Source organism: Coprobacter fastidiosus (genome assembly GCF_982245605.1).
In genome coordinates, this window is the sequence record NZ_CEVCIF010000030.1 from 37,237 (window position 1) to 45,805 (window position 8,569).

An 8,569-nucleotide genomic window follows, 5' to 3' on the forward strand; every position below is an offset into this window, starting at 1 on the left:
ACTTATCGGAATTGTTTCAGCAAACAAGACAATATTTTCGAAAATAATTCAACAAAATAAACTATGGCATTACAATGTGGTATCGTCGGCTTGCCTAATGTCGGCAAATCAACCCTCTTCAATTGTTTATCCAATGCAAAAGCCCAATCGGCAAACTTTCCGTTTTGTACGATCGAACCGAATGTCGGAGTAATTACCGTCCCGGATGAACGCCTCAATAAATTAGCAGAACTCGTTCATCCTCAACGCATAGTTCCTACTACGGTAGAAATCGTGGATATTGCCGGATTAGTAAAAGGAGCTAGTAAAGGAGAAGGATTAGGAAACAAATTTCTTGCCAATATACGCGAAACAGATGCAATTTTACATGTATTACGCTGTTTTGATGATGACAACATAACTCATGTAGACGGTTCTGTCGATCCCGTACGCGACAAAGAAATCATCGACTATGAACTGCAATTGAAAGATCTGGAGACGATAGAGAGCCGCATCTCTAAGGTTCAGAAACAAGCACAAACAGGAGGTGACAAAAATGCAAAGCTTGCATACGATGTATTAAGCAAGTATAAAGAAGCTCTGGAACAAGGAAAGTCTGCCCGTACCGTCAGTTTCGAAACTAAAGACGAGCAGAAAATAGCTCGGGAGTTATTTCTCCTTACCAGTAAGCCGGTTATGTATATTTGCAACGTTGACGAAAAGAGCGCTTTAAACGGAAACAAATATGTAGAACAAGTACGGGAAGCGGTAAAAGATGAAGATGCCGAAATATTGATAGTTGCTGCCAAAATAGAATCTGAAATTGCAGAATTCGAAACATACGAAGAACGGCAAATGTTTCTGGAAGAAATCGGATTGAAAGAATCGGGAGTCTCCCGACTGATTCGTGCAGCATACAGCCTTCTAAACCTCGAAACATATTTTACCGCCGGGGTACAGGAAGTTCGGGCATGGACCTACCTTAAAGGCAGTAAAGCTCCTCAATGCGCAGGTATCATTCACACCGATTTCGAAAAAGGTTTTATCCGGGCAGAAGTCATCAAATATGACGACTATATCCAATACGGATCTGAAACAGCCTGTAAAGAAGCCGGAAAAATGAATGTAGAAGGAAAAGATTATATCGTGCAAGACGGAGATATCATGCACTTCCGGTTTAATGTATAAGGACATTCGATTCAAATGAGAAATATACAATCAGTTTGCGTATATTGTGCCTCAAGCTCAAAAGTGGATGCTATCTACTTCGAAGCGGCAAAGCAATTAGGAAAACTTATTGCCCGGAATAATTTGCGTTGCATATACGGAGCAGGGAATCAAGGTCTCATGGGAACGATTGCAGACAGTGTATTAGATGCCGGAGGAAAAGTAACCGGCATCATTCCCCGCTTTATGTACGAAGAAGGATGGCACTACGAACGTTTACAAGACATAGAAATTACAAATTCTATGCATGAGCGAAAAGCACGTATGGCATCCTTGTCCGATGCTGTCATAGCATTACCCGGAGGATGCGGAACATTGGAGGAGTTATTGGAGATCATCACTTGGAAACAATTAGGATTATACCTCAATCCGATAGTAATCCTTAATACGGCCGGTTACTACGATCCGTTACTCGCTCTACTGGAAAAAGCCGTTGAACAAAATTTCATGCGTACGGAGCATACGAGAATGTGGGTGGTAGCTACCACTCCCCAAGATGCAATAGATGCTCTGTACTCTGCACCCGACTGGAATGGAAGCGTACGTAAATTTGCAGCCATATAACAGCATAAATGCCAAGTGACAGCATACATATCGCCCCTGTAATAACAACGGACACCCTCTCTCCCATCCTGTCCGACAGTAACAGAATTATTTCCGATTCATTACGGACCACACATCCCGAATGGGATTTACACTATAAAAAAGATTCCGTCAAGTTCACGCCACAATACGCAGAAAGCTTGTCGGCATATTGCTATGCTCCGATCGACAACCCTTTAACCGATTACAAAGAAGCCGCACTTGTCATTCCCGAAGGTTTCGAAGGAATACCAAAAATCGAAAATCCTTCTCAAAATGATGGAATATTTTTGATTTTACTCTGTTGTTTCATTTTGGTAGCAACATCCTTTCGACGAGGAATAAAGCTCTTTTCACAGCCTTTTTCCGCATCAAAAAACAATCGAAACCGTACCGATATGGCAGATAATTCTACGATTATCGAATCACGGTTACGATTTATTTTACTTGCTCAAACTTTTGTAATGGAAGGGATTGCACTTACATTTTTAATTCATTATCTAAAACCTGAATTAACCTACATCGGATATTTCAAAGAAATACTTTGTGCTGCAGTTTTAGCCACCTTATACTACAATTTTCAACAATCGGCATATCGCATTTTAGGTTCTATTTTCACAGAATCGGGCATCACAAAACAATGGATAGACAATCACGCATCTATCAACTTATTATTAGGAATAATCTTATTCCCGATTATTTTCTGCATGATCTATCTCTCTGGTTTTCTGAATATCGGGCTTTTATTAGTTACAATATCTTACATTTTTTCCCGAATTATTTTTATTTATAAAGGGATTAAGATTTTTTTGAGAGATGTTTATGGAATTCTGTACTTTATTTTGTACCTTTGCGCCCTTGAAATCATGCCTTTATTTCTAATTTACAAAGGTGTGATTTTGATTTACCAATTTGTAGAATTTAAAATACTAACATTTTGAAAGTCAAGAAAGTACTCGTTTCTCAGCCAAAGCCAGCTTCTGAGAAATCTCCGTATTTCGACATTGCAGAAAAGTACGGTGTAAATATTGAGTTTCGTCCTTTCATTAAGGTAGAAGAAATAACCCCAAAAGAATTCAGACAACAAAAAATTTCTATTCTGGATTACACAGCTATTATTTTCACGGCAAGAACAGCAATTGATCATTTTTTCAAGTTGTGTGAAGGATTGCGGGTAACGATTCCGGAAACGATGAAATATTTCTGTGTGACCGAATCGGTAGCTCTCTATCTGCAAAAATATATCGTCTACCGAAAAAGAAAAATCTTTTTCGGAAATACAGGGAAACTGGACGATCTTGTTCCTGCCTTAATAAAACATTCCGATGAAAAATTCCTTTTTCCGGTATCAGATGTCAATAACGGCGAATATCCGTTACTTGACAAAAACAAAATCGATTACACAAAAGCGGTAATGTACCGTACGGTAAGTAACGATTTTGCTCCCGAAGAAAAATTCGATTATGACATGCTGATTTTCTTTAGTCCTTCAGGAATCAATTCATTACTGAAAAACTTCCCGAATTTCGAGCAGCAAGATATCAAAATCGGATGCTTCGGACCGACAACGGCAAAAGCGGTAAGGGATGCCGGACTCAGACTCGACATCGAAGCTCCTCGTCCGGAAGCCCCGTCGATGACAGCCGCATTGGAACTTTTCTTTAAAGAACAAAACAAATCGTCTAAGAAATAATACACCCCCATTCTTTTTGAGTTTGCAAAAACCGGCTATCCTGTGAACGAACAAACTTAAAATGAAAATATGTTATAAAATAAAACGCCTCCCTCTTTAATCCTTAATGAATAAAGAGGGAGGCGTTTTTTCGAGTAGATACAAATCAATTTCCCAACCGAAAATCGCTCACACTGCTTTGTTCTAAAGAAATATCCTCAAAAAAACTGACACTCCCCTCTCCTTGCGGACATTGATTACAAATACCTACCCACAACTCTTGAGGATAATCGTTTTTATACAAACGAGCCAACTGCCATGTCTTCTTATCTGTCGAATAATAGCTGGCTATAGTATGTGTATCAGAAGATATTTTCAAATAAACCGAAGAGCCGGCTATTTCTTCATGATTATTATCATCCGAGGTTCCTCTCGTACGCACAGTGACAATCCGGTGTTTACCTCGCTCATCTTGCTCGAATGCAAACTTCTGCCATATCGTGTCATTAACAAAAACAAACAAATCCGCAGCATTATAAGTGTCCGTAGCAGTAAATTGAGGTGAAACTTTAGCCATAAAAGTAAAAGGTCGGGTATTATCGACTTTTGTCAACAAAAGCGGAGCGGTCTTATTAGACAACTTTCCGTCATTCGGATCGCAAAAAAAGTCTCGCTTCCCTCCGCACCTGAATTCCAATATTCCATTATCTTTAATCCGAACCAAAGTATCAGCGCCGTTCACAGCTTTAGTAAAGATGACATTACCCAATTTAATATCACAATCTGTTCCTTTCAATTCATCAATTTGATCAATCGTAGATAAACTATCCTTGTCTGTAGTTTTTTGAGGATTATGGTGCGATTCACAACTGCTCACGCACAAACTTATACCTAATAAAGTCCAATAAATAAATGTTTTATTCATAATTTCATGTTTTATAAGTATTTTTGTACAGCAAAATTAGTCACTCTATTTCGACAAGACAATAGTCAAAATTAACCAATTTATGCCAAATCATCAGGAACAAGAATTGAGGTCACTGCTCACTGAGCAAGATTTTGGGACAACAACATGGGAGTATGAAATCCTTGAAAACAGAAAAATGCAAGTCCGCTCATTTGTCCAAATAGACAACGGGATTGCCGTACTGTCAGATTTACGAAAAAACACGAGCTATATTTATGCCGGAAATTTCGGTCAAAATATCGGGATCTCTCAAAACGGTCTAATTATCGACTCTGCTTTTGAAGATGAAATATTCAACTGCATCCCCGCTGACGATTTGATCGAACGACACGTTTTAGAATTACGTTATTTTCATTTTCAACGTGCAAATGAAATCAGAGAAAGGAAAAACTATAACACGATATGCCTCATTCACTTTCAATTACAAAATGGCAATACGATTCCGGTTCTGCACCGTTCTTATTATTTAGAAAGTTTGCCTAACGGTAGCATTTGGCTATCACTTTGCACATACACACCTTACATAGAGACCCCGACTTTGACATCAGGACAAATCGTAAACAATAAGAATGGTAAAGTAGTACAGCAAAAAGAATATCAATTATACGACAACTTATTACTAAGCCCACGTGAAAAAGAAGTACTGACGTTATTGGCAAAAGGACACAGCAGCAAACAAATTGCAGACATTTTGAATATCTCTACAAACACGGTTTACCGACACCGGCAAAATATTCTTTCTGCCCTACAAGTCTCCAATACAGCAGCAGCGATTCAAGTAGGATTTAGATTGAATATCATATAAATACGATTAAAATACACGACAAATCATAATATCCTCCGCAAAATGGCATTCAATATCGATATTGCACAGATTCCATTAATGAATATTCTTGTATCCAAAAATTCCGTACCGATACTTTACTAATTAAATCCAGCTATTTTTGCTATCTTTGTACCATATTTTTCGCTTTCTAATTGGTATCGAATGGCAAACTTCAAATTAACACAGGCAGAACGACTTTGCGGGAAAAAACGGATAGATGCCCTTTTTACATCAGGGAATTCATTCATCGTCTATCCCTACCGGATAGTATATCGGTCTGTCTCCGATACAGACAATGTTCCTGTATCTATGTTTGTCAGTATCCCTAAAAAGAGGTTTAAAAGAGCGGTAAAGCGAAATCTTATCCGAAGGCGAATAAAAGAAGCTTATCGAAAAAATAAACATATTCTCACCGATACGCTTCAAAGTCAAGAAACAGCTTTGGATATGGCAATCCTTTATTTAGATAGGGAAATTCTCGATTATCAAACATTGGAGAAAAAGCTAAAAGATTTACTCCAAAAATTAAAAGAAAAGGTATGTAAAGAATCTTGCGAAAAAAATCTCCCAAAGCCGAATGATTCATGAAAAGAGTTTTATCTTTACTACTATTAATACCCGTCTACTTTTATCGGGCATGTATTTCTCCTCTCAAACCTCAAACCTGCAGGTTTGTCCCTACATGTTCGGAATATGCAATCGAAGCCATTCGCAAACACGGTCCGTTCAAAGGCCTCTGGTTGGCAATAAAAAGAATTTGCCGTTGTCACCCTTGGGGAGGAAGCGGTTATGATCCTGTACCTTAAACATAATGATATGACTTATTACAACCTGCATACACACGACCTTTCCCTTTCAACCGATCGAAAACTAAGTATATGCAATCTGCCTTATAAAAATAGCTTTACCTCCCCCGATGCATATCCGGGTGTCTATTTCTCCGCAGGCATACACCCTTGGCATATAGCCTCGACAGACCCGATGTCGTTGACATTGCAGTTATCCCGAATAGCAGAATCTCCGCAACTGCTTGCAATCGGAGAATGCGGACTCGATAAATTGACCGATACCCCGATAGACATTCAAATAACCATCTTTAAACAACAAATAGAAATTGCCGAGAACAGTAAAAAACCGATGATTATCCATTGCGTAAAGGCTTTCAATGAACTGATAAAATTACGAAAAGAAACCGCAGCCCGTCAAGAATGGATTATTCATGGATTCAGAGGAAAACCTCAGTTAGCAACAGAACTCATTCAACACGGTTTCAGAATTTCGATCGGACACAAGTTCAATCCCGAAACCGCCCGAATAATACCATTGCACCGATTATTTCTCGAAACCGACGACAGTAATATCGATATCGAAACCGTTTACCGGCAAATTGCCGAAATACGGCAGATTCCGGAAAACGAGCTCATCATATCGATCGGTACAAACTTTTCCGAACTTTTCGATTTATCCCGATAAGAAAAAATACATAATAAAACTTTTGGTTCTGCCATACACTCCGTTTTTTGTTTTTAATATGTATCTTTGCCCTGAAGCAACAATTATCAAATTGCAATAGATAAATATCATAATATAGTCAAAAAATGAATTTCGTAGAAGAACTAAAATGGAGGGGCATGATTCACGATATAATGCCCGGTACAGAAGAACAATTACAGAAAGAAATGACGACTGCATACGTAGGTATAGACCCGACTGCAGATTCTTTACACATCGGCCACCTTGTAAGTGTCATGATGTTGAAGCATTTCCAAAGAGCCGGACACAAGCCTATCGCTCTGGTCGGCGGCGCTACCGGAATGATCGGAGATCCCTCTATGAAGTCCCAAGAACGCAATCTACTGGATGAAAAAACATTACGTCACAATCAAGAAGCGATCAAAAAACAACTCTCCAAATTTTTAGATTTCGAGTCGGATGCACCCAACGCTGCAGAGTTGGTCAACAATTACGATTGGATGAAAAATTTCTCTTTCTTGGACTTTATCCGGGATGTAGGAAAATATATCACAGTCAATTATATGATGAGTAAAGACTCCGTAAAAAGGCGTCTTGCCGGAGAGGGAAGCAACGGACTGTCATTCACTGAATTCTCATACCAATTGGTACAAGGATACGACTTTACCTACTTGTACAAAACAAAAAATTGCAAGTTGCAAATGGGAGGTTCTGACCAATGGGGAAATATCACTACCGGAACAGAATTAATTCGCCGGACAACCGGAGGAGAAGCTTTCGCCCTCACCTGCCCTTTAATTACTAAAGCCGATGGAGGGAAATTCGGAAAAACAGAATCCGGAAACGTGTGGCTCGACCCACGCTATACATCTCCATACAAATTTTACCAATTCTGGCTGAATGTAAGCGATGCCGATGCCGAACGTTATATCAAAATATTCACAGCTCTCAGCAAAGAGGAAATAGACGCCCTTATCGAAGAACAACATGCTGCACCACATCTGCGGCCTATACAAAAACGGTTGGCAAAGGAAATTACGATAATGGTGCATTCTACAGAAGATTATGAAGCTGCCGTAGAAGCCTCGAATATTCTTTTCGGAAACTCGACATCGGAACAACTGAAAAAACTCGATGAAGACACTCTCTTGGCCGTATTTGAAGGTGTACCGCAATTTGAGATCTCTAAAAACGAGCTCATACAGGGAATCAAAGCTGTCGATCTTTTAACCGAAAAAGCCGCCGTCTTCCCCTCAAAAGGAGAAATGCGTAAAATAACTCAAGGCGGAGGAGTATCTGTCAACAAAGAAAAACTTCTCCAATTCGACAAAGAAATATCCGAAAAGGACCTATTAAACGGAAAATATATTCTGGTACAAAAAGGTAAAAAGAACTATTTCTTAATTATTGCAAAATAAAAAGTAAAGAATTTTGTCAATAAAAATCTTTACACTATCTTTGCATCGCTTTTGAGATAGACTCAAAGCATAGGATTGTCTCATGGTGTAATGGTAGCACTGCAGTTTTTGGTTCTGCCTGTCTAGGTTCGAATCCTGGTGAGACAACAATAGAAAAGCGATTTGATTTTGAATCAAATCGCTTTTCTATTTTGTTCACAACCCTTATACAATTCAACAACAAAAAGAAAATAAAAAAAGCCGGTATGATATGTACCGACTTTTCGCTCTTCAGGTAGGACTTGAACCTACGACCCTCTGATTAACAGTCAGATGCTCTAACCGACTGAGCTACTGAAGAATAACAATATATAATCTTTAAAGAAAAAGAGCTCTTCAGGTAGGACTTGAACCTACGACCCTCTGATTAACAGTCAGATGCTCTA

General features: G+C 38.9%; 10 protein-coding genes and 1 tRNA gene. 9 read left to right on the forward strand and 2 right to left on the reverse strand.

The features are described from left to right. The first annotated feature begins 63 nt into the window (after window positions 1-63). The 4 genes from ychF to AC0UMU_RS08920 are packed head-to-tail and all read left to right on the forward strand — an operon-like array spanning window position 64 to window position 3,481. Complete coding sequence (ychF, locus tag AC0UMU_RS08905) at window positions 64-1,167, forward strand: redox-regulated ATPase YchF (protein ID WP_009318406.1); 1,104 nt, start codon at window positions 64-66, stop codon at window positions 1,165-1,167. A gap of 15 nt (window positions 1,168-1,182) precedes the next feature. Beyond that, the gene (locus tag AC0UMU_RS08910) at window positions 1,183-1,770 is read left to right on the forward strand and encodes an LOG family protein (RefSeq protein WP_022389853.1); all 588 of its coding nucleotides are present in this window, start codon (window positions 1,183-1,185) and stop codon (window positions 1,768-1,770) included. Window positions 1,771-1,778: 8 nt separating this feature from the next. Then, window positions 1,779-2,729, forward strand: coding sequence for a DUF4271 domain-containing protein (locus AC0UMU_RS08915; RefSeq protein WP_009318404.1), 951 nt, complete (start codon window positions 1,779-1,781; stop codon window positions 2,727-2,729). Then, the gene (locus AC0UMU_RS08920) at window positions 2,726-3,481 is read left to right on the forward strand and encodes a uroporphyrinogen-III synthase (RefSeq protein WP_009318403.1); all 756 of its coding nucleotides are present in this window, start codon (window positions 2,726-2,728) and stop codon (window positions 3,479-3,481) included. Before AC0UMU_RS08915 ends, AC0UMU_RS08920 begins: the two co-directional genes overlap by 4 nt. 145 nt (window positions 3,482-3,626) lie before the next feature. On the opposite strand, the gene AC0UMU_RS08925 is transcribed toward AC0UMU_RS08920, so the two are convergent. Beyond that, the gene (locus tag AC0UMU_RS08925) at window positions 3,627-4,385 is read right to left on the reverse strand and encodes a DUF1349 domain-containing protein (protein WP_278714789.1); all 759 of its coding nucleotides are present in this window, start codon (window positions 4,383-4,385) and stop codon (window positions 3,627-3,629) included. 82 nt (window positions 4,386-4,467) lie between these two features. On the opposite strand from AC0UMU_RS08925, the gene AC0UMU_RS08930 reads away from it, so the two are divergent. The 5 genes from AC0UMU_RS08930 to tyrS all read left to right on the forward strand — a co-directional run bounded on the left by AC0UMU_RS08930 (window position 4,468) and on the right by tyrS (window position 8,144). Further along, window positions 4,468-5,232: a response regulator transcription factor gene (locus AC0UMU_RS08930; RefSeq protein WP_009318401.1), complete on the forward strand. Its 765-nt coding sequence runs from the start codon at window positions 4,468-4,470 to the stop codon at window positions 5,230-5,232. A gap of 183 nt (window positions 5,233-5,415) precedes the next feature. Continuing rightward, window positions 5,416-5,841, forward strand: coding sequence for a ribonuclease P protein component (rnpA, locus tag AC0UMU_RS08935; protein WP_009318400.1), 426 nt, complete (start codon window positions 5,416-5,418; stop codon window positions 5,839-5,841). Further along, window positions 5,838-6,059, forward strand: coding sequence for a membrane protein insertion efficiency factor YidD (yidD, locus tag AC0UMU_RS08940; protein WP_009318399.1), 222 nt, complete (start codon window positions 5,838-5,840; stop codon window positions 6,057-6,059). Before rnpA ends, yidD begins: the two co-directional genes overlap by 4 nt. 10 nt (window positions 6,060-6,069) lie before the next feature. Further along, the gene (locus AC0UMU_RS08945) at window positions 6,070-6,726 is read left to right on the forward strand and encodes a TatD family hydrolase (protein WP_009318398.1); all 657 of its coding nucleotides are present in this window, start codon (window positions 6,070-6,072) and stop codon (window positions 6,724-6,726) included. 125 nt (window positions 6,727-6,851) lie between these two features. Beyond that, a complete protein-coding gene (gene tyrS / locus AC0UMU_RS08950) occupies window positions 6,852-8,144 on the forward strand; it encodes a tyrosine--tRNA ligase (protein WP_022600114.1) in 1,293 nt (430 codons plus the stop codon). A 266-nt stretch (window positions 8,145-8,410) separates the two neighbouring features. On the opposite strand, the gene AC0UMU_RS08955 is transcribed toward tyrS, so the two are convergent. Further along, window positions 8,411-8,484, reverse strand: a tRNA-Asn gene (locus tag AC0UMU_RS08955). Between the last annotated feature and the right edge of the window lie 85 nt (window positions 8,485-8,569).

What these genes read in the sequence shown, in the direction of transcription:
- ychF (WP_009318406.1), top strand. Translation starts at nt 64, where the DNA reads ATGGCATTACAATGTGGTATCGTCGGCTTGCCTAATGTCGGCAAATCA.
- AC0UMU_RS08910 (WP_022389853.1), top strand. Translation starts at nt 1,183, where the DNA reads ATGAGAAATATACAATCAGTTTGCGTATATTGTGCCTCAAGCTCAAAA.
- AC0UMU_RS08915 (WP_009318404.1), top strand. Translation starts at nt 1,779, where the DNA reads ATGCCAAGTGACAGCATACATATCGCCCCTGTAATAACAACGGACACC.
- AC0UMU_RS08925 (WP_278714789.1), bottom strand. Translation starts at nt 4,385, where the DNA reads ATGAATAAAACATTTATTTATTGGACTTTATTAGGTATAAGTTTGTGC.
- AC0UMU_RS08930 (WP_009318401.1), top strand. Translation starts at nt 4,468, where the DNA reads ATGCCAAATCATCAGGAACAAGAATTGAGGTCACTGCTCACTGAGCAA.
- rnpA (WP_009318400.1), top strand. Translation starts at nt 5,416, where the DNA reads ATGGCAAACTTCAAATTAACACAGGCAGAACGACTTTGCGGGAAAAAA.
- yidD (WP_009318399.1), top strand. Translation starts at nt 5,838, where the DNA reads ATGAAAAGAGTTTTATCTTTACTACTATTAATACCCGTCTACTTTTAT.
- AC0UMU_RS08945 (WP_009318398.1), top strand. Translation starts at nt 6,070, where the DNA reads ATGACTTATTACAACCTGCATACACACGACCTTTCCCTTTCAACCGAT.
- tyrS (WP_022600114.1), top strand. Translation starts at nt 6,852, where the DNA reads ATGAATTTCGTAGAAGAACTAAAATGGAGGGGCATGATTCACGATATA.